Annotated in this window: 27 protein-coding genes and 1 pseudogene; 27 read left to right on the top strand and 1 reads right to left on the bottom strand. The window is 38.3% G+C overall.

The features are described 5' to 3' along the window. Positions 1 to 78: 78 nt before the first annotated feature. The 5 genes from B3I52_RS05160 to B3I52_RS05140 are packed head-to-tail and all read left to right on the top strand — an operon-like array spanning position 79 to position 8063. Complete coding sequence (locus B3I52_RS05160; protein WP_293299371.1) at positions 79 to 3528, top strand: SusC/RagA family TonB-linked outer membrane protein; 3450 nt, start codon at positions 79 to 81, stop codon at positions 3526 to 3528. An 11-nt stretch (positions 3529 to 3539) separates the two neighbouring features. Then, entirely contained in the window at positions 3540 to 5093 is a 1554-nt protein-coding gene (locus B3I52_RS05155) for a RagB/SusD family nutrient uptake outer membrane protein (protein ID WP_293299370.1), read from the top strand. Positions 5094 to 5153: 60 nt separating this feature from the next. Next, complete coding sequence (locus tag B3I52_RS05150) at positions 5154 to 5846, top strand: hypothetical protein (RefSeq protein ID WP_293299369.1); 693 nt, start codon at positions 5154 to 5156, stop codon at positions 5844 to 5846. An 18-nt stretch (positions 5847 to 5864) separates the two neighbouring features. Continuing rightward, the gene (locus B3I52_RS05145) at positions 5865 to 6836 is read left to right on the top strand and encodes a hypothetical protein (RefSeq protein ID WP_293299368.1); all 972 of its coding nucleotides are present in this window, start codon (positions 5865 to 5867) and stop codon (positions 6834 to 6836) included. Positions 6837 to 6842: 6 nt separating this feature from the next. Beyond that, positions 6843 to 8063 (top strand): M14 family metallopeptidase, encoded by a 1221-nt coding sequence (locus B3I52_RS05140; protein ID WP_293299367.1) that lies wholly within the window; start codon positions 6843 to 6845, stop codon positions 8061 to 8063. A gap of 9 nt (positions 8064 to 8072) precedes the next feature. Here the strand turns inward: B3I52_RS05140 and B3I52_RS05135 are convergent, their stop codons facing one another. Continuing rightward, positions 8073 to 8753 (bottom strand): hypothetical protein, encoded by a 681-nt coding sequence (locus tag B3I52_RS05135; protein ID WP_293299366.1) that lies wholly within the window; start codon positions 8751 to 8753, stop codon positions 8073 to 8075. 159 nt (positions 8754 to 8912) lie between these two features. Between B3I52_RS05135 and B3I52_RS05130 the strand changes: the two genes are divergently transcribed. The 22 genes and pseudogenes from B3I52_RS05130 to B3I52_RS15885 form a co-directional block, all read left to right on the top strand. Continuing rightward, positions 8913 to 10169 carry a prephenate dehydrogenase gene (locus tag B3I52_RS05130; RefSeq protein ID WP_293299365.1) on the top strand — a complete coding sequence of 419 codons (1257 nt, stop codon included), beginning with the start codon at positions 8913 to 8915 and terminating at the stop codon, positions 10167 to 10169. Between the two features lie 401 nt (positions 10170 to 10570). Continuing rightward, complete coding sequence (locus tag B3I52_RS05125) at positions 10571 to 13123, top strand: adenosylcobalamin-dependent ribonucleoside-diphosphate reductase (protein WP_293299364.1); 2553 nt, start codon at positions 10571 to 10573, stop codon at positions 13121 to 13123. A gap of 218 nt (positions 13124 to 13341) precedes the next feature. Beyond that, the gene (locus B3I52_RS05120; RefSeq protein WP_293299363.1) at positions 13342 to 14178 is read left to right on the top strand and encodes a sulfite exporter TauE/SafE family protein; all 837 of its coding nucleotides are present in this window, start codon (positions 13342 to 13344) and stop codon (positions 14176 to 14178) included. Beyond that, positions 14178 to 14567 (top strand): DUF1634 domain-containing protein, encoded by a 390-nt coding sequence (locus B3I52_RS05115; RefSeq protein ID WP_293299362.1) that lies wholly within the window; start codon positions 14178 to 14180, stop codon positions 14565 to 14567. Before B3I52_RS05120 ends, B3I52_RS05115 begins: the two co-directional genes overlap by 1 nt. Before the next feature lie 908 nt (positions 14568 to 15475). After that, positions 15476 to 16093: a 50S ribosomal protein L3 gene (gene rplC / locus B3I52_RS05110; protein WP_293299361.1), complete on the top strand. Its 618-nt coding sequence runs from the start codon at positions 15476 to 15478 to the stop codon at positions 16091 to 16093. A gap of 4 nt (positions 16094 to 16097) precedes the next feature. Next, positions 16098 to 16727, top strand: coding sequence for a 50S ribosomal protein L4 (gene rplD, locus B3I52_RS05105; RefSeq protein WP_293299360.1), 630 nt, complete (start codon positions 16098 to 16100; stop codon positions 16725 to 16727). A gap of 1 nt (position 16728) precedes the next feature. Next, complete coding sequence (gene rplW / locus B3I52_RS05100; RefSeq protein WP_293299359.1) at positions 16729 to 17019, top strand: 50S ribosomal protein L23; 291 nt, start codon at positions 16729 to 16731, stop codon at positions 17017 to 17019. A 25-nt stretch (positions 17020 to 17044) separates the two neighbouring features. Continuing rightward, entirely contained in the window at positions 17045 to 17869 is an 825-nt protein-coding gene (gene rplB / locus B3I52_RS05095; RefSeq protein WP_293299358.1) for a 50S ribosomal protein L2, read from the top strand. Then, on the top strand, positions 17869 to 18135 hold the full coding sequence (rpsS, locus tag B3I52_RS05090) for a 30S ribosomal protein S19 (RefSeq protein WP_097132819.1): 267 nt from the start codon (positions 17869 to 17871) through the stop codon (positions 18133 to 18135). Before rplB ends, rpsS begins: the two co-directional genes overlap by 1 nt. 7 nt (positions 18136 to 18142) lie before the next feature. Beyond that, positions 18143 to 18505 (top strand): 50S ribosomal protein L22, encoded by a 363-nt coding sequence (rplV, locus tag B3I52_RS05085; protein WP_097132820.1) that lies wholly within the window; start codon positions 18143 to 18145, stop codon positions 18503 to 18505. 5 nt (positions 18506 to 18510) lie between these two features. Further along, the gene (rpsC, locus tag B3I52_RS05080) at positions 18511 to 19347 is read left to right on the top strand and encodes a 30S ribosomal protein S3 (RefSeq protein WP_293299357.1); all 837 of its coding nucleotides are present in this window, start codon (positions 18511 to 18513) and stop codon (positions 19345 to 19347) included. 34 nt (positions 19348 to 19381) lie between these two features. After that, positions 19382 to 19804 (top strand): 50S ribosomal protein L16, encoded by a 423-nt coding sequence (gene rplP / locus B3I52_RS05075; RefSeq protein ID WP_113661958.1) that lies wholly within the window; start codon positions 19382 to 19384, stop codon positions 19802 to 19804. Between the two features lie 74 nt (positions 19805 to 19878). Further along, a complete protein-coding gene (rpmC, locus tag B3I52_RS05070) occupies positions 19879 to 20091 on the top strand; it encodes a 50S ribosomal protein L29 (protein ID WP_293299356.1) in 213 nt (70 codons plus the stop codon). A 12-nt stretch (positions 20092 to 20103) separates the two neighbouring features. Then, positions 20104 to 20358 (top strand): 30S ribosomal protein S17, encoded by a 255-nt coding sequence (rpsQ, locus tag B3I52_RS05065; RefSeq protein WP_097132824.1) that lies wholly within the window; start codon positions 20104 to 20106, stop codon positions 20356 to 20358. A 1-nt stretch (position 20359) separates the two neighbouring features. After that, on the top strand, positions 20360 to 20728 hold the full coding sequence (gene rplN / locus B3I52_RS05060) for a 50S ribosomal protein L14 (RefSeq protein WP_199120978.1): 369 nt from the start codon (positions 20360 to 20362) through the stop codon (positions 20726 to 20728). Position 20729: 1 nt separating this feature from the next. After that, positions 20730 to 21071 (top strand): 50S ribosomal protein L24, encoded by a 342-nt coding sequence (gene rplX, locus B3I52_RS05055; protein WP_138722002.1) that lies wholly within the window; start codon positions 20730 to 20732, stop codon positions 21069 to 21071. After that, positions 21071 to 21637, top strand: a complete 567-nt coding sequence (gene rplE, locus B3I52_RS05050) for a 50S ribosomal protein L5 (RefSeq protein WP_293299355.1) — start codon at positions 21071 to 21073, stop codon at positions 21635 to 21637. The genes rplX and rplE overlap by 1 nt, the downstream gene beginning before the upstream one ends. Then, positions 21637 to 21906, top strand: a complete 270-nt coding sequence (gene rpsN, locus B3I52_RS05045) for a 30S ribosomal protein S14 (RefSeq protein ID WP_138722001.1) — start codon at positions 21637 to 21639, stop codon at positions 21904 to 21906. Before rplE ends, rpsN begins: the two co-directional genes overlap by 1 nt. 164 nt (positions 21907 to 22070) lie before the next feature. Beyond that, entirely contained in the window at positions 22071 to 22472 is a 402-nt protein-coding gene (gene rpsH / locus B3I52_RS05040; RefSeq protein WP_349678672.1) for a 30S ribosomal protein S8, read from the top strand. An 18-nt stretch (positions 22473 to 22490) separates the two neighbouring features. Further along, positions 22491 to 23048, top strand: a complete 558-nt coding sequence (gene rplF / locus B3I52_RS05035) for a 50S ribosomal protein L6 (RefSeq protein WP_293299354.1) — start codon at positions 22491 to 22493, stop codon at positions 23046 to 23048. Then, positions 23045 to 23407 carry a 50S ribosomal protein L18 gene (gene rplR / locus B3I52_RS05030; protein ID WP_422662125.1) on the top strand — a complete coding sequence of 121 codons (363 nt, stop codon included), beginning with the start codon at positions 23045 to 23047 and terminating at the stop codon, positions 23405 to 23407. The genes rplF and rplR overlap by 4 nt, the downstream gene beginning before the upstream one ends. A 32-nt stretch (positions 23408 to 23439) precedes the next feature. After that, positions 23440 to 23519: pseudogene (locus B3I52_RS15885) on the top strand (30S ribosomal protein S5); the annotation flags it as partial.

Genomic DNA, 23519 nt, shown 5'->3' with positions numbered 1-23519 from the left:
CGGAAAAAGCAAAACGATAAGTTCAAATAAAAATTAAACGAAACACTATTTATTCAATAACCTTATCTATACAAATGTATGAAAGAAAAAATACATTGTAGATTATCGTCTTCTAATTTTAGAAGGGATTTTCCAACAAAATACAAACAAGCAATTCAAAAGACTTTATTGATTATGAAAATTGTCATCGTAATTGTATTTGTTTTTAGCTTACATGTAAGCGCCAACACCATGGGGCAAATAGTAAGTTTAAAAAAACAGGATATTACATTAAAGGAGGCTTTAAGAGAATTAAGACTGCAAACGGGCTATTACTTTATTTACAATAGTAAGGAAGTACCCGATAAGGAGCATATTTCAGTAAATTTTGTGAAAACTCCTTTAGAAGAAGCATTAGCTTCTATGTTGAAAAAATTCTCCTTAGAATATTCGATAGAAGATAAAGTTATTTCATTAAAACCAGCTGATATATCGTTAAATGTTGCTCCAAATCCAACAAACGCACAGCAACAACAAACTAGAGCCATTAGCGGTAAGGTAATAGATGTTGGCGATGCTGGTATATTGGTTGGAGTTTCTGTAAAGGTAAAGGGCACTACTAATGGAACAATTACCAATCAAGATGGTCTTTTTCAGTTAAATGTTAAATCAACAGATAAAACATTGGTGTTTAGTTTAATGGGCTATATTACCCAAGAAGTGCCTATTACAGCATTGATAAAATACGATGTTTCTTTGGCGCAAGATACCAAACAGTTAGAAACGGTAGTTATCGCATTTGGTACCTCAACAAAAGCAGAGTTAACAAACTCTGTAGCTACAGTTAGTGCAAAAGACATAGAACAACGTCCTATTTCAAATCTAACTTCGGCCATTGTGGGTGTTGCTCCAGGTGTACAAACTACGGCAGGTAGTGGTCAGCCAGGCGAAGGGCTAGATGTTAGGATACGTGGATTTACTTCAGTTACTAATGATAATAGCCCATTATATATTGTAGATGGAGCACCATTTGAAGGGGTATTGAGTAATATCAACCCTGATGACATCGAAAGTATTTCTATTTTAAAAGACGCTTCGGCTACCTCATTATACGGCGCTAGAGCTGCGAATGGCGTGGTGTTAATTACCACAAAAAGAGGGGGTAAAAACGATAAAACTCCTATCACCGCAAGAGTTTCAACCGCACTTTCTACCAGAGGTTTACCTCGTTACGAAGTATTAGATGCTTATCAATATTTTCCTGTAGCATGGGAAATCTTAAAAAACTCTAATGGAAATAGTACTACTTATGCCACACAAAACTTGGCAGATTTTATAGGCTGGAATCCTTTCAACGTTTCTAATGATGAGATTGTTTATCAAGATGGACGTTTAAACCCTAATGCTAAGTTGTTATATCCTGACGATACAGGCTTTGGTGATGATTTACATAGGCTTGGTATTCGTACAGATGCGGGTTTAACCACTAGTGGCGGTAATGCAAAATCCGATTATTATGTTTCTTTTAATTATCTTAATGATCAAGGTTACATATTAGGTTCTGATTTTCAGAGAGTAACTGGTAGGTTAAGGGTAAATGCTACTCCTTTGAGCTGGTTAAAGGTAGGTTTAAATATATCTGCAAACTTTACCAAGAGTGATAGAGCAAACCAAAGTAGTGGCTTGGGAGAAAACCCATTCTATATAGACTTAACCATGGCACCAATATATCCTGTGTACAAACACGATCCTGTTACGGGTGCTTATCTTTTAGATGCACAGGGTAACAAAATTTATGATCCGGGAGATTACAAGCCAGTATTTACAGGAAGAAATGTGATTTATGAAACACTAAATAACATTACCCAACAAAAAAGAAATTCTTTTACGGCAGTAAATACTATGGAAGCTAAGATTTCTAAAACATTAAAATTTGTAAGTAACTTTAGTATCTATGCCAATAACTATAGAGGCGAAGAGTATGACAATAGTGCCATGGGCGATGCTATGGGTACAGGTAGAAATTTTAGAACAAACTCTACACAATACTATTTAAACTGGAGTAAGATTTTAACCTGGACCAAAAGGTTTAATAAGCACCGTTTTAATGTGTTAGCCGGACATGAAAATTATTATAACTATTGGGATCAGCTATGGGGAAGAGGTTATGGTGAAACAATAGAAGGCGTAACTGCATTAGATAACTTTACTTCAACAAGAAGTGATGGTTACGATCGATTATACACCACCCAAGGTTTCTTAAGTAAATTTGATTATAGCTACAATAGTATTTATGTGTTTTCTGCTTCGGCCAGAAGAGATGGTAGTTCTAGGTTTAGTGGTAAAAACAAATGGGGTAACTTTTGGTCGGTAAGTGGTGCTTATAATATAGATAAAGAAGATTATTTTAAAGTAAAGTGGATAGACCAACTTAAAATAAGAGCTTCTCATGGTTTGGTAGGAAACGACAAAACAGGTAACTATTTTACCAGCAGAATGCTATACACCTTAGACTATGATAATGGTAACGAAGGTGGAGCATTTTTAACACAAACAGGTAACCCCGATTTGAAATGGGAAACCAATACCAACTCTGATATTGCAGTTGAAATAGCTACACTAAAAAATAGGTTAAGCGCTACTGTAGAGGTGTTCAGAAGACAATCAAACAATTTGTTATTTGATACAAGAATACCAGTAACCTCTGGTTTACTTACCATGGACGAAAACTTTGGAAGCATGCGTAACCAAGGTATAGAACTACAGATACAAGGAACACCAATAAAGACCAAAAACTTTAGTTGGTTAGCCGATTTTAATATTACAAAGTTTAAAAATGTTATTCTTTCATTACCACCTAGATATGAAGGGGTAGTAATTGGAACTAAAAAATATGAAGTAGGCCATTCTAGATACGAGTTTTGGTTGAGAGATCAGGCACCGGTTCTTACTCCTACAACAGGAGGGATCTTATATTATCCTAAAGAAGGTACAACCCCTAACTATACGGTTGATGGTGTAGATTATACCTCAAGTGCTGATGGTGCACTGAGGAGATATTTTGGTAGCTCTATTCCAGATTTCTATGGAAGTATAGGCAGTACGTTAAGCTATAAAAGTTGGTCTTTACGCTTAATGGGTGTTTATCAAATAGGCGGTTATACTTACGATAATGATTATCAGCGTTTAATGGTGCGTGGTACTGCTGGTAGGGCAATGCACATAGACCAATTGAAATCTTGGAAAAACCCAGGCGACATTACCAATGTACCTAGGCTAAGAACTGGTCAATCATCATATAACAGTAATTTTTATCTTACACCTGCAGATTATTTTAACTTCCGCATGGCATCGTTAACTTATAATTTACCAAAAAGATTCTTAAGTAGAATAAAAGTTACCTCTGCCAAAGCCTTTGTAAATGGCGAAAACTTGTTTATTACTTCGCAACGAAAAGGAATGGATCCAACGCAGAGTTATACTGGCGTAGCTAGCTACAGTTATGCACCTGCTCGCATTATTAGTATGGGCTTAAACTTAACATTATAATATTTATTAAGATGAAAAATAAGTTGTATAAAATATTTTTATTAGGCTTTGTCTTAACGTTTGCATCATGTAGTAAGGACTATTTGGAAACTAAACCAGTAGATCAGCTTACAGAAGAAGATATGTTTAAGAACATTGTAAATGCCAAAGCGGCACTAAATGGAACTTACAGGTTGTTGTATCAGCAACTTTCTGGCTCGGAAGAAGATGGGCACGCCGCTATGATGATTGCAATGGATTATTTAGGTGAAGATGTGGTGTTCTCTGCCAGAGGAACAGACCAATTCTATTACACCCATAGATGGCAAGACCATAGGCATCCTGAAAATTCTTTGCCTTTATTTGCGTACAGGCTATATTACCGTATCATTTCTAATGCCAATATTATCTTAGAAAGGATAGATGGCGTGCCAGATGCAACAGATAGAGAAAAAACAACCATCAAAGGCGAATGTTTATCGCTAAGAGCTTTTGGGCATTTTATGTTGGTACAGTTATATGCTAAAAGATATGTTGGCGGTGCTGTAAATGACCAACGTGGTGTTCAAATTATGACCAAGCATTCTTTAGAATCGTTTCCTATGTCAACCGTTGAAGAGGTTTACAAACAAATTAATGATGATTTAGATTTGTCGCTTACTTATTTAAACGGAGCACCAAAACGCCTCTATAAAACCCATATAGATAAAAGTGTAGCCTTAGGCTTAAAAGCCAGAGTTTGCTTAACTCAACAAAATTATGCTGACGCTGCAACTTTTGCTTTACAGGCGGTACAAAATTATTCGTTAATGAGCCGTATCGATTATTTGAGTGGCTTTAATAGCATCCAAAACGACGAGTGGATGTGGGGCATACAGCAAAAAGAAGAACAAGTGCCCACTTATGGGGCTTTTTATGCTTACATGTCTTCTAATTTTAACTCTACCCATACGCGTACCAATCCTAAAATGATTAATCTGCAACTGTACAATACCATATCGGCTACAGATGTGCGTAAGAAAATGTGGTGCGATGATGTAAATGATACAGAGAATTACCCAGGGGTAATTAACGGTATCAAATTAACACCTGTAGAGGGCCAAAAACGGGTAAGGTTAATGCATAACAAATTTAGGGTTCAAAATCCAGTTTCTAGAGCTGGTGATATCCCTTTAATGCGTGCTTCAGAAATGTATCTTATTGCAGCAGAAGCTTTAGTAGAAGGTGGAACTGCGAATGTTCCAGCTGCTCAAGATGTTTTATATACATTGGCTAAAAATAGAGATCCTCTTTATACAAAACCACAAGATCGTGATCCGGTAGAACCAATCCCATCACAGTCTAGCTTTAGAACCGAAATTTTAAATCAACGTAGAATAGAGCTTTGGGGAGAAGGATTTAGGTTTTTAGATTTAAAAAGACGTAATCAAGCTTTGGCACGTGGACTTAAAAATACTACAGGAGTTACCTCGGTTTGGGCAAATGTTACTTCAGTAGCTGTGGGGTCTAACGCATGGCAGTTTAAAATTCCTCAAAGAGAAATAGATGGTAATCCTTTTTTAACCGATGCAGATCAAAATCCATAAGTATATTAAATAATTAAAAGAAGGGCGTGTTAATGTCCTTCTTTTTTTATAGAAAAAATAATGGTAAAGCAAAAATACAAAACACCAAATATTAGCAAAGCAAATGTTTTTGCTTGTATTTTATTGGTTTTAGGCGTGTTATTTTCATCATTTAAGTATGCAAAAAATAACGATGATAAAATCAAAATAGCCAAAGAAGTAAAAATTACTTTTATGGTTAATGTTGCCGAGAATGTTGTTTTGCCCGAAGGATTTGCGGACACCTTAAAAAAAGCAGCGGATATTTTAACTAAGATTTTATCTTCAGAAGATTTTAAGGAGGCTTTAACAAAACGTTCTTTCGCCGATTCAGCATTTTCTAAAACCAAGAAAACTTGTTTTGAGCGTATTTATGATGAAAATGGGAGAGTTAGCGGTTTAGGTGTTTATGAAAACATTACCCGCAACCCAAATATCCAAATAGAATGGGTAATCAAGAAGTATAAAGATGGCGAGAAAACCAGTGTAATGGGCTTTGCTACATTTTGTGTAAATAAAATCACCAGCCACGATTACTGGATTAAAAATGGACAATACTTGTCATTACGCTTTGTAAGGCATTTAGCACATGAATATACCCATGTTTGTGGCTACAAGCACGACAAGCTATTGCCCAAAGAACATAAGTTTAAAAAAGGTGACGATCCTGCATCGGGTGTTGGCGGTATTGTAGGCGATATTATGCTCGATTGGACCAAACGCGGTTTAATTTAATAACAACAAAACCAACATATGGTAACGAAGAAAAATTACTGGATTTATTTAACGTTCATCTTGTTAATTATTGGTGCCTGTAAAAAAGGGGCATCCAATAAGGGCACAGGGAATAATGATCCAGGCATAGAAAAACCCGTTGAAGTTGCCTACTCGCCTAACACCACAGTTTACGGTAGCAACAAATATGTAACTTTCAAGGTTGGCGATGTCAATTCTCCAATTATACTAGCCTCGCCACACGATGGTACAATTACACCTTCTACCATGCCTTTAAGAGACCACAAAGATGCAGTAACCGTAAGAGATACCTATCTTACAGGTTTAACAGAAGAAATAGCTGATGCTTTGTACGCTAAAACAGGGCTTCGCCCTCATGTAATCATCAACGATGTAGCTCGTTCCAGAATGGAGCCTAATAGATCTTTAGCCGAAGCTTATCACAAAAGCGAGGCTGCCAATGCCTTGTGGAGAGAATATCATACCTTTCTAAAAGGAGCAAGGGATATGGTGCAAAAGAATGTAGGTAAAGGTTTGTTTTTAGATATGCACGGACATGGGCACACTAAAAAAAGAGTTGAGGTAGGCTATACGGTCTCTATTGCTAATTTAAATGCAACCGATGCCGTTTTAAATACCGTTCCAACTACTTCTAGCATTTATCATCTTGCCAAAACATCTTCATATACATTTTCACAATTAATAAGGGGAGATTTCGCTTTTGGTACCATGCTACAAGATGAAGGTGTAAATGCAGTGCCTAGTAAACAAGACCCTAGGCCAAACAACGATGATTATTTTAATGGCGGTTATTGTACTTCTACATATGGGTCTAGAAATGGAGGCGAAGTTTCGGCAATACAACTAGAAACTCCTAACGATGGTTTTAGGATGTCAGCGGCTGAGCGTAAAGTATCTGGAGGGAGAATGGCAGATGCGATTATCAAATACATGAAAAAGCACTACGGTTTATATTCAAATATTAAATAGATCAAATTGAAAACTAAATCACCTATTATTCTAGTTGCGGCACTAATACTCTTGCTACAAGCTTGTGCCGTTAAAAAGCCTACAGAAAACAAGCATAAAACTAATCTTGATTTAGCGGCTGTTAAGATTAAGCTGCAAAATAAAAACACTTATACCTTTGAAAAAGAACAAGTGTTTTTTAGCAACAATTTTCCTTCGGCAAGGCTCAATCAGTTGGTTAAAGTAAACGATAGTACATTTAATATCACCATCGAAGCTGAAAATAGACCGATTAATCCAAGTGCTTGGTTTGCCTTTAAAGTTTGGGGAAAGCCACAAAAAAACGTGTATATCAATTTAAGCTATCCGAGCGACAGGCATCGTTATCAACCAAAAATAAGTACAAATGGGCAGCAGTGGCAAACGCTTGCAGAAGTAAAGGTAAACAAAGAAAAAAATGAGGCCTCCTTTAAATTGCAGCTTCAAAAAGACACCCTTACAGTTGCGGCACAAGAAATCATTTCTTCGGGCCAATCTTATCAATGGATGAATCAACTGGCAAAAAACTATTCCCTAAATAAAACAACCATAGGTTATAGTATAGGTGGAAAGCCTATAATTGCGTTAAATTCCACTAAAAGCGATGGCAAAAAAATCGTAGTAGTGTTAAGTCGCCAACACCCACCAGAAATATCGGGTTATATGGCAATGGAACGATTTGTAGAAACGCTGTTGGGGAATAGTAAGCTTGCCAAAAACTTCATCAAAAATTATGAATTGGTTATTGTGCCAATGGTAAATCCAGACGGTGTTGATGAAGGGAACTGGCGTCATAGTTTTGGCGGGGTAGATTTAAACCGCGATTGGGAGTTCTTTAAACAGCCCGAAACTCGAGCAGTTAGAGATTATCTGCTAAATAAAATAAGTAAGCAAAACGCGAAAGTAGAATTTGCCTTAGATTTTCATTCTACCTACAATGACGTAATGTATGTTAATGACGATAGATCGGATACAAACAGGCCAGGTTTAATGAATGTTTGGATAGCCAGCTTGCACCAATTTGAGGGAGCTGTTAAAACACCAGTTAAACCCTCGGGCAACGGAGGTAACACTTCTAAAGCTTGGTTTGGTAGAGTGCTAAATGCCGAAGCTGTTACCTATGAAGTTGGAGATAACACCCCTAGAGACTTTTTAAATGAAAAGGCAGTGCGCTGCGCCGACATACTTATGGCCGAGCTGTTAAAGTAAAGAAATTTATTAACCTCTCTTATTCATTAAATCGTCCAGCTTATTTCTTTCATCTTGTAGTTCTCTAGCCATCTTGCGTTCCTTTTCTACTGCTTTAGATTTATAGGCTTGGTATTCCTCCGAAATCTCATTGTAAAGCTGGCTACGGTGCTTAGCTTCGCTAATATTTTTTCCAGAACTTGCAATCACAATAATCAACGCAATGGTTAAAATGCCAATTACACTCCAAACAATAAGGTGGTAAGTGCTTTTCTCAAACGGAATGCCTAGGAAGCGAATTTCGTTAACTTTATTGCTGTTTTCAGTTAATGAAGCCTCTTTGCCCGAAATCTCAGCCTTTAAATAACTAATGGTTTTTTCTTGCTCCGTAAGTTTTTGGTTTAAACCTTTGCGTTCCGCCCTTTCTTTTCGCAAAGTGTCGTTTACACTTTTCCAAAGTTGGTCTAAGCGGTATCTGGCAATCATTTTATAGCCATCGGCAGAAGTTTTGGTACGAGACAACATAAACTGGTATTGCCCATTTAAACTAGGGTCGGTGTTTTTTACCGTATCACGATAGTAAGAGGATTTTGTAACTGCTGTAGTAGCGGGGCTATGCGTAGTTGTGCTTGGTGTTGTTTGGGCAAAAATATTGCCGCAAAGAAAAGTAACTAATAAAATGTAGGAAATAGAGAGTAAGGTTTGTCTCATAATGATCATCATTAATACTAAAACAGTATTAGTAAAAAAATATTGTGGTTATGTCAATTGTGTTTTATCCCGGTAACTTTGCTCAAGTTAGGGTGTTTAATCAACAATTCAATTGATTGGGGTCATTTTTTTATCGCTTTGTAACAATAAATTTGTAAAATGTGTATTGGTATTATAGGATTGGGCGACATGGGGAAACTTTATGCCTTGGCATTTAAGGAGGCTGGCTATGAAGTTTGTGGTACCGACGTTCCCAGTCGTTTATTGGAATTGCAAGAAGAGCTTTCGTCGCAAAAAATAGAAGTACTGCCCGATGGGCATGAAGTTTCCCGAAAATCGGATTTTATTATTTATGCCGTAGAGGCCGAGAAAATAGAAGAAGTAGTTTTGCAGTTTGCAAAATCAACCAAGTACGGAGCAATAGTAGGTGGGCAAACTTCGGTGAAGCATCCAGAAATTGCTGCTTTCGAAAAATACTTGCCAAAAGATACGCATATTATTACCAGCCATTCGCTACATGGCCCTGGTTTTAGTGCCAAGGGACAAACATTAGTGGTAATTCGCCATCGAGCTACCCACCAAGCCTATCAAAAAGCATTAAAAATTTACGAGGCACTACAATCAAACATCATCGAGATGGACGATTATAAACACCACGATAAAATTGTGGCCGATACCCAAGCGGTAACGCACATGGGTTTCGAAAGCATGGGCTCAGCCTGGAAAAACGCTGGCTTTTATCCTTGGGATAACCCTGTTTACGCTGGCGGAATTGACAACGTGAAGGTGCTAACGACCTTGCGCATTTTTAGCTATAAATCGCACATTTATGCTGGTTTGGCAATTCTAAACCCATATGCACAAAAACAGGTGCGAGAATATGCGAAAACAGAAAGCGAGCTCTTTGCGCTTATGATAGCCGAAAATGAAACGCTTTTTAGAGATAAGATTTATAAAGCCAAGAACTTCGTATTTAAAAACGACGACCAATCGCTGTTGTTAAATAATGAGGTAATGGATGCTTTTAGCATGGCCGATAAATCGCATACCCGCAAACCTAATTCGCATTTAAGTATTTTAAGCATGGTTTGCGCTTGGCATGCCATGAACGTAAACCCATACGATAACTTAATTTGTCAAACACCGCCCTTCCGTTTGCGCTTAGGCATAGCCGAATATCTTTTTAAAGACACAGAATTGTTAGAAGAAACCATTCAGGCAGCACTTTACGATAAGAGCATTAGAAAAGATGATTTGGAGTTTCATACCGCTGTTCATGAGTGGGCGGCTATTATTGGCTACGGAGACATGAAAGGTTACAAAGCCCATTTCGAAGCGGCTAAATCTTTTTTCGAGGGGCGCTTAGAGAAAGCTAGAGCACTAAGCGCCGAAATGATTTCTAAACTGATGGACTGAAAAAATAGTTCATCACTAGAGGCTAAACTTAGAAGCTGTTTAAAGCTGGATAAATATTTTACATTGCGTTTGGCGAAGACACCAAGCGTTGCCCCAGCTGCAGAGGACGACGTCCCCGCCATCTAGGTGTTTTATTCGAATTAAAGTTAAATGGTTTTATCTGTTGTGCAAACAATAAAAGCCTAGGTGTTCCGTAATCCGTGCAAGTGTTGTGGATAAATGTACAGCAGATGGTTTCTTTATCATACAGAAATAATTTTTTGTAAACTTTTTAAGTTTTGTAAATAGTTAATTTATTGATAATTAAATTTTTATTGAATAAACTTTGTAAACATTTTTGATAAATTATTTTTATTGACTGTAATTTTTGGTAAGTTTGGATGAACGTTAAAATCAAGAATATGGAACAAATTACTGCTCAGCAAGCTGTTGCTTACAGCCAAGACGAGGCTTATGCCGCTGCACTTCAATATTTTAATGGAGATGATTTAGCTGCTAGAGTTTGGGTAAACAAGTATGCGCTAAAAGACTCTTCGGGAGTTTTGTACGAACTTGATCCAAATGATATGCACAAGCGTATATCGTCCGAAATTGCAAGGGTTGAGCAGAAATACCCCAATCCGTTAACTGAAGCAGAAATATTCGAACTTATTAAAGATTTTAAATATATCATTCCACAGGGAAGCCCCATGACCGGAATAGGAAATCCATTCCAAATTGCCTCACTCTCCAATTGTTTTGTCATTGGCAATAATGGTGATTCTGATTCCTATGGTGGTATCATGAAAATAGACCAAGAACAGGTGCAGCTAATGAAACGTAGGGGAGGTGTTGGGCACGATTTGTCGCATATTCGCCCTAAAGGCTCGGCAGTAAAAAACTCTGCCCTTACCTCAACAGGTATTGTGCCCTTTATGGAACGGTTCTCTAATTCCACTCGCGAAGTAGCGCAAGATGGCCGTAGAGGGGCCTTAATGCTATCGGTTTCTATCAAACATCCAGATGCCGAAGATTTTATTGATGCAAAATTAGAACAAGGTAAAGTAACCGGAGCAAATGTTTCTGTTCGTATTAACGACGAGTTCATGAAAGCAGTTGAACAAGGTATTTCCTATACACAGCAATATCCGGTAAAAGGAAATCACCCAAAATTTTCAAAAGAAATTGATGCCAATTCGCTTTGGAAAAAAATAGTGCACAATGCTTGGCGTTCTGCCGAACCGGGCATTTTATTTTGGGATACCATTATTAAGGAATCGTTGCCAGATTGCTATGCCGACTTGGGTTACGAAACCGTATCTACCAATCCTTGTGGCGAAATTCCATTGTGTCCTTATGATTCTTGCCGCCTTTTGGCCATCAATTTATATTCTTATGTAGAAAATCCGTTTACAGCTAAAGCCGTATTTAATTGGGAGCTCTTTAAAAAGCATGTAGGTTTGGCACAACGCATGATGGATGATATTATTGACCTAGAACTAGAGAAGATAGATGTCATTATAGAAAAGATCGATGAAGATCCAGAAGATGCAGAAATTAAAAGAACCGAGAAAAATCTTTGGTTAAACATCCGTAAAAAAGCAGAAGAAGGAAGGCGTACAGGAGTGGGCATTACCGCCGAAGGCGATATGTTGGCGGCTTTAGGCTTGCGCTACGGAAGCAAAGAAGGCTCGGCGTTTTCTATCGAAGTGCATAAAAACTTGGCACTGGCAGCTTACAGGTCGTCGGTTGATATGGCAAAAGAAAGAGGGGCGTTTGCCGTTTACGATGCCGCTAGGGAGAAATCAAACCCTTTCATGTTAAGGCTAAAAGAAGCCGATGCGCAACTGTATTATGACATGACAGAGTTTGGGCGTAGAAATATTGCCCTGTTAACTATTGCGCCAACAGGAACCACGAGCTTAATGTCGCAAACTACATCTGGTGTAGAGCCCGTATTTATGCCAGTTTACAAGCGCCGTAGAAAAGTTAATCCAAACGATAAGGCCGTAAAGGTTGATTTTGTAGATGAAGTAGGCGATTCGTGGGAAGAATACATTGTATTCCATCATAAGTTTAAAGATTGGATGGAAATTAATGGACATGATACAACTCGCCATTATAAGCAGGAAGAATTAGACGAGCTGATAAAAAAATCACCTTATTATAAGGCCACTTCAAATGATGTTGATTATATGGAGAAGGTGAGGATGCAGGGCGCTATACAGCAATGGGTTGACCACTCCATCAGTGTAACCATTAATATGCCTAACGATGTTTCGGAAGAATTGGTGGGCAACTTGTATATGCAAGCTTGGAAAGCAGGATGTAAAGGGGTAACGGTGTATCGTGATGGTTCTCGTTCGGGCGTATTAATTGCTGTGGATGATAAAAAGAAAGAAGAAAAAGAGACGGAGCAAACGCAAGCTTTCCCCACTATTCGCCCACAGGTATTAGAAGCAGATATAGTGCGTTTCCAAAACAACAAAGATAAATGGATAGCCTTTATCGGTTTGGTAGATGAAAAGCCATACGAAATATTTACCGGGCTTGCCGACGATGAAGATGGTATTTCTATTCCGCGTTGGCTTAATAGGGGTTCAATCATTAAAAACAAAGAAGCCGACGGTACTTCGAGGTACGATTTCCAATTTAAAAACCAAAGAGGTTATAAAACTACCATCGAGGGCTTGTCGCATAAGTTTAATCCCGAATACTGGAACTATGCCAAATTAATCTCAAGCACCTTGCGCCACGGTATGCCCATAGAAAAAGTAGTGGAACTCATTGGTAGCTTACAGCTCGATGAGGCCATAAATACTTGGAAAAACGGCGTAGCTAGAGCGTTGAAAAGGTACATTCCAGACGGCACAGAAGTAGGAAAGCAAAAATGTAGCAACTGCAATTCCACTAATCTTCATTACCAGGAAGGTTGTTTAACCTGTAGCGACTGCGGCTCGTCTAAGTGCGGGTAACACGTTTATAGTGATAAATCATCATTTCACCGAAGGGAGAAATCTAGCTTAAAGCAGGTTTCTCCTTTTTAGTTGTAGGCCAATATGAAAAGCAACCAACAAGCCGTCTAAACCGCCAATCAGCCAGCAATAATCCATTAAATCTAAGTATCCGATAGACATTCTTTTATTGCTGTTTTATAGTGTAAAGCCAATTTAAGTGATTTATATTTGCCGTCATGTCGGTATTGCTATTTACCTTAATTGTGCTTATTGGCGCTTTTTTAGCGGGTTTTTTAGGCTCGTTAACAGGCTTGGGCGGTGGTGTAATTATCATCCCTTTGCTTACATTAGGTTTAGGGGTCGATATTCATTATGCTATTGGTGCATCTATTATCTCGGTAATCGCAACTTCTACGGGCTCTGCTGCGGCTTACGTTAAAGAGGGCTTAACCAATATGCGCATTGGCATGTTCTTGGAAATAGCCACTACGGTAGGCGCAATTTTGGGCGCAATTATAGCCGTGTATCTTAATGCGGCCTATGTAGCGGTAATATTCGGTTGCATACTTATCTTTTCGTCAATAATGACATTGAAGAAAAAAGTAGATCATACTACTTTAGACTATACAAGTAAAGGTGCGAAATTTTTTAAACTCAACGGCTCGTACCCTTTAAATGGGATGGTTAAGCCTTATGCGGTTAAAAATGTAGCTGGCGGGTTTTTTATGATGTTGTTTGCCGGTACATTGTCGGGTCTTTTGGGCATTGGAAGTGGGGCGCTAAAGGTAATTGCAATGGATAACATTATGCGTTTGCCGTTTAAAGTATCTACCACTACCAGTAATTTTATGATGGGCGTTACTGCAGCCGCTAGTGCAGTGGTTTACCTGCACCGCGGTCAAATTGATCCCGGAATTGCCATGCCGGTTTGTATAGGGGTGCTGATAGGTGCCAGTGTTGGCGCAAAAGTTTTGGTGAACGCTAAAACAGATAAGTTAAAAATGATATTTGCAGTGGTGGTGAGTATTTTGGCCATACAAATGATTTATAAAGGATTATCGGGAGGTTTTTAATGGCTGAAACTAAAAATATAACCGATAAAGATATTCAGTCGCTAGTGGGCAACTTGTTGCGTACAGGTGTTTATATTTCTATGGGTATTGTTGTGTTTGGCGGAATGATCTATTTGTACGAACATGGTACGGAGAAAATAGATTATGCCGAATTTAGTTTCAATAAAGTCTCCTTAAAAACCGTTGAAGCGATCTTCGCAAATGTATTAACCTTTAAAGGGGCAGCGGTAGTGCAATTTGGGCTGTTGATGCTCATCTTTACGCCAATTGCCAGAGTGCTGATGGCTATAGTTAGCTTCTTTCTCGAAAAAGATTACTTATATGTAGTTATTGGCCTAATAGTGCTGGCAATTATTATGGCTAGCCTGAGCGGTGGGTTTGCACATTAAGCAAACCTAAACTCTCCAAGAGGGGATATGCAAATCGCATCATTAGGCGCTCGGCAATGGATAACTAAATTAATAATGCAAACGGGTGTTTATATTTAATTGAAGGTGAGTTTTGGGTATCTTGAATTGTAAATCAAATACTTAAAGTTCTGTTGATTGAAAAAATGATTTTTTAGATACTTAAAAGCTAGTCCCGAATTAATTTCGTAGGGACAAAACGCCAATTTACCGTCACCTCCGATACTCGAAGCAGGCTCTAAATTTATTTTGCTTCGCAGCTACTTCGTGGTCAGGGTCTGTTTTACTAAATTAAGACCCAAATTCACATTAATTAAACGAGTTAATAACCACAACTCTTCTTCTTCTCAAAGCCGAATACGCAAGGCCTGTGCTAAAGTGGATAAAATTTGGTGTAAAAAAATGGGTTTTGTCGATTTTGTACATGTTTGGCCTTATCTGTCGGTTTTGTCGCATTTGACGTTTTGGGGGTGCTGGTTTACCGTCGGTCTATCGTCGGTCTACCGTCGGTGCTACGTCGCTGGACAAGGATGCGAGGTGTTAGCTTATCCTATTGGGTTTAAAGAGGCGTTGATGAAGGAGTTATTTTACTATCTGTTAGCTAAGAGGGATTATATGGCTTAACCCGAGCTTAAGTTGTTTGCCAAATTCTACTGTTTTTACAAATGATTAAAAACCAGATTTTTAGTGATAATTCGTCAGTTTGTAATAGGCTAACACTCTTTTGTTTTATTGCCTTAGAGCAGATGTATGTAAATAGCTAAAAATTTTTTAGCTAACTATTTGAAAATTAATAATTCTTGTCTATCTTTGCCGTCCCTTAACGGGAATTGTATATCCACCTTGAACGAAGCCCTACTGCTTCGATGGGTGTTAACTTAATTAAAGAAATGTCAGGAATTATTGGAAAAAAAGTAGGAATGACCAGTATTTTCGATGCGGAAGGAAGAAATATTCCTTGTACTGTAATCGAAGCTGGGCCTTGTGTAGTTACACAAGTTAAAACCGAAGAAAAAGACGGTTATTCATCAATTCAGCTAGGATTTGATGAGGCAAAAGAAAAAAACGTAACGCAACCTTTAAAAGGTCATTACGCTAAAGCAAACACTACCCCAAAACGCAAATTGGTTGAGTTTTCTGAGTTTGAAAATGAATTGAACTTAGGCGACACTGTTACTGTAGATATCTTCGCAGAAGGTGACTATGTTGATGTTGTTGGTACCTCAAAAGGTAAAGGTTTTCAAGGTGTGGTAAAGCGTCACGGTTTTGGTGGTGTGGGTGGTCAAACTCACGGTCAGCATAACAGAATGCGTGCGCCTGGTTCAATTGGAGCTGCTTCGTGGCCTTCGCGTGTATTCAAAGGAATGCGTATGGCTGGAAGAATGGGTGGTGATAGAGTGAAAATTCAAAACTTACAAGTGTTGAAAGTTTACGCTGAGCAAAACCTAGTAGTAGTTAGTGGTTCTATACCAGGAGCCAAAGGTTCTTACGTAATCTTAGATAAGTAAGCAGATGGAAGTTAAAGTAGTAAACATTTCAGGAAAAGAGACAGGTGCCAAGGTGCAACTTCCTGAGTCGGTATTTGGTGTAACACCAAACGATCACGCGATTTATTTAGATGTAAAGCAGTATTTGGCTAACCAACGTCAGGGTACGCACAAATCTAAACAACGTAACGAAATTGCTGGTTCTACCCGTAAATTATACAAACAAAAAGGTACTGGTGGTGCACGTGCCGGAAGCATTAAATCTCCATTGTTCAATGGTGGTGGTCGTGTTTTTGGTCCGCAACCTCGTGACTATAGTTTTAAATTGAACAAAAAATTAAAATCATTAGCTCGTAAATCAGCTTTAGCTTATAAAGCACAAGATAACAGCATCGTGGTTTTAGAAGATTTCAATTTTGATAGCATCAAAACTAAAAACTATTTGAACTTGGTTAACGCGTTAAACTTAACTAACGAGAAAACTTTGTTAGTGTTACCAGAGCAAAACAACAATATTTATTTATCAAGCAGAAATATCCAGAAAGCTAAAGTAATTACCGCAAGCGACTTAAATACTTACGATGTATTAAACGCAGGTAAACTTTTGTTAACTGCTAATTCGCTTAAAACATTGGAGGAGGCATTTGCCAAGTAATATGGAAATCTTACAAAAACCAATTTTAACCGAAAAAGCATCTGCATTAACCGAAAAAGCTAACCGTTTTACTTTCAGAGTAGATCATAGAGCAAATAAGTTGCAGATTAAGCAAGCTATTGAGCAAATGTACGGTGTATCTATCGTGGCATTAAATACAATGGTAGTGCTAGGTAAGGCAAAGTCTAGAAATACTAAAGCAGGTTTAGTAACTGGCCGTAGCCCTAAATACAAAAAAGCTATTGTTACCTTAAAAGATGGCGAAACAATAGATTATTACGCGAATATTTAATATCAAAATTGAATAATTTATAACTATGGGCTTAAGAAAATTTAAACCAGTTACTCCGGGTACCCGCTTTAGAGTTGGTGCTAGTTTTACGGAGATTACAGCAACCAAGCCCGAAAAATCATTGGTTGTATCTTCTAAGAAATCGGGAGGTCGTAACAATACAGGAAAGATGACGATGCGCTATTTAGGCGGTGGTCACAAAAAATCTTACCGTTTAATCGATTTTAAACGTGATAAGTTTGATATTCCTGCAACAGTAGCTACTGTTGAGTACGATCCAAACCGTACCGCTCGTATTGCATTATTGCATTACGCAGATGGCGAGAAGCGTTACATTATTGCTCCAGAAGGATTGCAAGTAGGACAAACAGTGCTTTCGGGCGATAAAGCTACTCCAGAAGTAGGTAATACTTTAAAGTTAGCTAACATCCCTCTAGGTTCTATCATCCACAATTTAGAGATTCACCCAGGTAAAGGTGCGCAATTGGCACGTAGCGCTGGTGCTTATGCACAATTGGCTGCTAGAGATGGTAAATACGCAACAATCAAAATGCCTTCAGGTGAGGTAAGATCTATATTAGTTACTTGCTTGGCCACTATTGGCTCAGTTTCTAACTCTGATCATGCAAACGAAGTATTGGGTAAAGCAGGTCGTGCTCGTTGGATTGGTCGTCGTCCTCGTACGCGTCCGGTAGCAATGAACCCGGTAGATCACCCAATGGGTGGTGGTGAAGGTAGATCGTCAGGTGGTCACCCTCGTTCAAGAAACGGCGTTTTAGCTAAAGGCTACAAAACTCGTTCACTTAAAAAATACTCAAATCGTTTCATCATAGAGAAAAGGAAGAAATAATGGCTCGTTCAATTAAAAAAGGACCTTATATTGACCATAACGTAGAGAAAAAGGTAAACTCTATGAATGATTCAGGCAAAAGGACTGTAATCAAAACTTGGTCTCGTAGATCAATGATCTCACCAGATTTCGTTGGTCACACATTTGCGGTGCACAACGGCAATAAATTTATACCAGTATACGTAACAGAAAACATGGTTGGCCACAAACTAGGGGAGTTCGCTCCAACTAGAACCTTTAGAGGCCACTCTGAAAAGAAAAAATAATTAAAAGATGGAAGCAGTAGCGAAATTAAACAATTGCCCAACCTCACCGCGTAAGATGCGTTTGGTTGTGGATCTTATCAGAGGTGAGCGTGTGGAGAAAGCATTACACATTTTGAAGTTCACTAATAAAGATGCCGCTGAAAGAGTTGAAAAACTTTTATTGTCAGCCATCAATAACTGGGAGCAAAAAAACAGTGGTTCTCGCCCTGAAGAAAGCCAATTAGTCGTTAAGTCGATTATGGTTGGCGGTGGTCGTCAGTTAAAAAGATTAAGACCAGCACCTCAAGGTCGTGGTTACAGAATTCGTAAACGTTCGAATCACGTAACTATAGTAGTAGATAGTATAAACGTTGAATCTAAAACTAATTAACAGAAATGGGACAAAAAGCAAATCCAATAGGCGCCAGATTAGGGATCATCAGAGGATGGGATTCTAATTGGTTCGGAGGCAACAACTATGCTGATAAATTAGTTGAAGACGAAAAAATCAGAAAATACCTTTCAGTTCGTATTGCAAAAGGCGGTGTGTCTAAAGTAGTAATCGAGCGTACATTGAAACGTATTACTGTTACTATCCACACGGCACGTCCAGGTATTGTAATCGGTAAAGCCGGACAAGAGGTTGATAAAATCAAAGAAGAGTTAAAGAAATTAACTAAAAAGGAAATTCAAATTAACATCTTTGAAATTAAACGCCCTGAGCTTGATGCTCAACTGGTAGCAGAAGGTGTTGCAAAACAATTAGAAGCTAGGATCTCGTTCCGTAGAGCAATGAAATCATCTATCGCATCAACCATGCGTATGGGTGCAGAAGGTATCAAAATCATGACTTCTGGCCGTTTAGGTGGTGCTGAGATGGCTCGTAGCGAACAGTACAAAGAAGGAAGAATTCCTTTGCATACTTTCCGTGCCGATATTGACTACGCTTTAGCAGAAGCATTAACTACTTATGGTAAAATAGGTATCAAAGTATGGATCTGTAAAGGTGAAGTTTACGGCAAACGCGATCTTTCTCCAAACATTGGCGCAACTAACAATGCTCCAGGTAAAGGTGGCAGACCAGAAGGCAACTTCGGCGGCCGCGATGGTGGAAGAGATAACAGAGGCGGTGGCGACAGAAGAAACGATAAACGCGGTGGCGGAAATCGTCCGGGTGGCCAAGGCGGAAGAGATAACAGAGGTGGTGGTGCTAACAGAGGCCCACGCAAATAGTCAACAGATCGTTTAACGATAATATTAAAATAAAATGTTACAGCCAAAAAGAACGAAGTTCAGAAAGATGCAAAAAGGCAGAATGAAAGGTTTAGCAACTCGTGGTGCTGAATTATCATTCGGATCTTTCGGGATTAAATCTTTAGAGGCCACTTGGATCACAAGTCGCCAAATAGAAGCAGCCCGTATCGCAGTAACTCGTTACATGAAACGTGAAGGTCAGGTTTGGATCAGAATTTTCCCGGATAAACCGGTAACTAAGAAACCAGCCGAGGTACGTATGGGTAAAGGTAAAGGTGCACCTGAGTATTGGGTGGCAGTAGTAAGACCAGGACGTATCCTTTTCGAAGCAGAAGGTGTACCAATGGCAATTGCTAAAGAAGCATTAAGACTTGCAGCACAGAAATTACCTGTTCAAACAAAATTTGTAGTACGTAGAGATTACGTAGAAGCATAAAAAGCCAAGTGGGATCAATGTTGTAAGTAACTTGTTATTATAACCGCTAGACCCACTGCATAAAAATAAGTAAAATGAAAAACTCAGAAATCAAAGGGCTTTCTCAAGAAGAATTAGTAGCTAAGATTGCGGAAGAAAAACAAAACTTAGTAAAGTTAAAGTTTGCGCATACAATTTCGGCTATCGAAAACCCTAACCGCATTACTGCGGCTAGAAAAACTATAGCCCGTTTAAACACTGAATTGTCTGCTGTTAAGAAAGCGGCAGTAGCTACAGAAACTAAATAATTTTAGAGCCCAATGGAAAGAAATTTAAGAAAAACAAGAATCGGGTTGGTAGTGAGCAACAAAATGGATAAATCTGTGGTAGTTGCAGTAGAGCGTAAAGTGAAGCACCCAATCTATGGTAAGTTCGTTAAAACAACTACCAAATTTATGGCTCATGACGAGAAAAACGAATGCGGTATCGGCGATACTGTAGAAATCATGGAAACTCGTCCGTTGAGTAAAAACAAGAACTGGAGATTGGTACAAATTTTAGAAAAAGCTAAATAAGATGGTACAACAGGAATCAAGATTAAACGTAGCCGATAATAGCGGCGCAAAACAAGTATTGGTTATCCGTGTACTTGGTGGTACTGGTAAACGTTATGCATCAATTGGCGATAAAGTTGTGGTAACAGTTAAAAGTGCTTTGCCTTCAGGCAATATTAAAAAAGGTACTGTTTCTAAAGCAGTAGTAGTTAGAACTAAAAAAGAAATCCGTCGTAAAGATGGTTCTTATATCCGTTTTGACGACAATGCAGCAGTATTATTAAATGCTCAAGACGAGCCACGCGGTACACGTATCTTTGGCCCGGTAGCGAGAGAACTGCGTGAAAAACAATTCATGAAGATTGTATCATTAGCACCGGAGGTATTATAAAATGGGAAACAAAGTTAACAAACCAGCCAAATTAAAAATCCGTAAAGGAGATTTAGTAAAGGTGATCGCTGGCGACTCAAAAGGTCAACAAGGTAAAGTACAAGAAGTACTTGTGGCTAAAAATAGAGTGGTAGTAGAAGGTGTAAACCTTATCTCTAAACACACTAAACCAAGTGCTGCTACACCAAACGGTGGTATAATTAAAAAAGAGGCTGCTCTTCATATTTCAAACGTTCAGTTGGTTGATCCAAAATCTGGTAAAACTACTCGTGTTGGCCGTAAATTAAACGCCGACGGAAAATTAGTTAGAGTTGCTAAAATTTCAGGGGAGGAAATCAAATAATGGCATACGTACCAAGATTAAAAAGCAAATATAAAGAGGAAATTGTTGGTGCTTTAAAGGACAAGTTCCAATACAGCAGCGTAATGCAAGTTCCAAAGTTGTTGAAAATTTCAATTAACCAAGGTGTTGGCCGTTACTCGGTAGCTGATAAAAAAGTTATCGATAGTTCAATCGTAGAATTATCTACCATTACTGGTCAGCAAGCAGTAGCAGCTAAATCTAAAAAAGATATCTCTAACTTTAAATTACGTAAAGGTATGCCAATTGGTGTGCGTGTAACATTACGTGATAACAACATGTACGAGTTCTTAGATAGATTAATTTCAGTTGCTTTGCCTCGTATCCGCGATTTCAAAGGTATCAATGACAAAGGATTTGATGGAAAAGGTAACTACACTTTAGGTGTTACTGAACAAATCATTTTCCCAGAGATCAACATCGACAAAATCAGCAAGATTTTAGGTATGGACATTACTTTTGTAACTACAGCCGCTACTGATGTTGAAGCATTGGAACTTTTAAAACAATTTGGATTACCATTTAAAAATCAAAAAACTGCAGAATAATGGCAAGAGAAGGTGTAAAAGCTCGCGAAATTAAACGCCAAAAATTAGTAGCTAAATATGCTGAGAAACGTGCAGCATTGAAAGCAGCTGGCGATTACGAAGCATTAGACAAATTACCTAAAAACTCTTCGGCAGTGCGTTTGCACAACCGTTGTAAGTTAACTGGTCGTCCTCGTGGTTACATGCGTACCTTTGGTATCTCAAGGGTAACATTCCGCGAAATGGCTTTAGATGGTAAGATACCAGGAGTTAGAAAAGCTAGCTGGTAACTATAAAAGTTATATAAGTTTTTGAGTTATAAGTTGTAAGTTGTATTTTTGCAGCCCTTACAGCTTATGGCTCATTAGCGTATAAGCTATTTAAACAGAATATTAACCGATAATAGGTCCAGAAGTCGGGTGACGCGTACGGAAACCATTATCACAATTTCATAATAATGAATACAGATCCAATAGCGGATTATCTTACAAGATTAAGAAATGCTATTAAAGCAAATCACAGAATTGTAGAAATTCCCGCTTCTAACCTTAAAAAAGAAATTACTAAAGTTCTTTTCGACAAAGGTTACATTGCAAACTACAAGTTTGAAGACACTACTGCTCAAGGAGTGATCAAAATTGCATTGAAATATAATGCAATCACTAAAATTCCTGCAATCCGTACGTTAACCCGTATCAGCAAGCCAGGTTTGAGACAGTATGCAGGCGTAGAAAATATGCCAAGAGTATTAAATGGTTTAGGTATCGCAATCTTATCTACTTCTAAAGGTGTAATGACCGATAAAGAAGCAGCCAAATTGAATATTGGTGGTGAGGTATTGTGTCACGTTTATTAATTAAAGGAGATCAGTACAATGTCAAGAATAGGAAAAGCCCCAATTAACGTGCCAGCAGGAGTAACCGTTACCGTAGGTAAGGATAACTTAGTAACTGTAAAAGGACCTAAAGGCGAATTAGCTCAAGCGGTAGATGCAGACATCACTATTTCTCAAGAAGATGGTGTATTAACTGTACAACGCCCAACAGATCAAAAAAGACACAGAGCTTTACACGGTCTGTACCGTTCGTTAATCTATAACATGGTTGTAGGTGTAACAGAAGGCTATAAATTAGAGCAAGAATTAGTAGGTGTTGGTTACCGTGCTAGCAACCAAGGTCAAACTTTGGATTTAGTATTAGGTTATTCTCACCACTATGTGTTCCAATTACCTCAAGAAATTAAGGTAACTACCGTATCAGAAAAAGGTCAAACTCCTAAAATTATTTTAGAGAGTATCGACAAACAATTAATTGGTCAAGTAGCTGCGAAAATCCGTTCGTTACGTGCTCCAGAACCTTACAAAGGTAAAGGTATCAAGTTTGTTGGTGAAGTGTTAAGAAGAAAAGCAGGTAAATCAGCTTCTAAAAAATAATTAAAATGGCAGGAAAAAAATTATCACGCAGAGAGCGTATTAAAAAAGGTATCAGAAAAAGACTTACTGGATCTGAGAGCCGTCCACGTTTATCAGTTTATAGAAGCAATAAAGGTATTTATGCTCAGATTATTAACGATGAAACTGGTAGAACTTTAGTTGCAGCATCATCTTTATCTAAAGATTTCAATGCTTCTGGAAACAAATCTGAACAATCTGCAGCAGTAGGTAAATTAGTTGCCGAAAAAGCAATTGCAGCAGGTCTTAAAGAAGTTGTTTTCGACAGAAATGGTTACTTATACCATGGACGTGTAAAATCGTTGGCAGATGGTGCCCGCGAAGGTGGTCTAGTATTTTAATCATTAAATAAGAGATAATGTCAACTATCAATATAAAAAGAGTAAAAACTAGCGAGATTGAATTAAAAGATCGTTTAGTGAGCATCCAACGTGTTGCTAAAGTAACCAAAGG

Source organism: Pedobacter sp. UBA4863 (assembly GCF_002399615.1).
In the GTDB taxonomy this organism is placed as follows: Bacteria; Bacteroidota; Bacteroidia; order Sphingobacteriales; family Sphingobacteriaceae; genus Pedobacter.
The sequence above is the reverse complement of the archived record's forward strand: the minus strand, read 5'-3'. Positions and strand labels throughout refer to the sequence as shown.